At 48.5% G+C, this 509-nt stretch carries 1 protein-coding gene; it reads left to right on the top strand.

Annotation, left to right across the window (positions count from 1 at the left end; all coding sequences use genetic code 11):
* A partial coding sequence (locus RRF55_RS27235) for a phage portal protein (protein WP_125322128.1) occupies positions 1-509 on the top strand: 509 nt, incomplete at both ends.

Consider the following 509-nt stretch of genomic DNA (forward strand, 5'->3'; position numbering starts at 1 on the left):
ATGATGCCGACAATGGCCGGGGTTGACGTTTTCGGCGCTGCTATGTCGGTTGATGAAGCCGCGGCAAAAATCTTCGAAAATGGCCTACAAAGTACTGGTTTCCTGTCTTCAAAAACGGCGCTTAATAAGGAACAGCGAGAAAGATTGCGTCAAAACCTTCAGTCTTTTATTGGTTCTAAAAACGCCGGGAAACTGATGGTTCTGGAAAATGAACTGACTTACCAGAATGTCACTATGAACCCGGAGGCCGCGCAACTCCTTGAAAGCCGTTCATTCAGTATTGAGGAAATTTGTCGCTGGTTTCGTGTACCGCCATTTATGGTCGGCCATACGACAAAACAATCCAGCTGGGCTTCGAGTCTTGAAGGGATGAACATGCTGTTCCTGACTCATACCCTGCGTCCTCTCCTGGTCAATATTGAGCAGGAAATATCGCGGTGTCTTCTGAACAGTGATGAGGACTTGTTTGCTGAGTTCTCCGTTGAAGGGCTTCTGCGCGCCGATAGCGC

It is taken from the genome of Klebsiella sp. K47 (assembly GCF_051858335.1).
Lineage (GTDB): Bacteria > Pseudomonadota > Gammaproteobacteria > Enterobacterales > Enterobacteriaceae > Klebsiella > Klebsiella pneumoniae.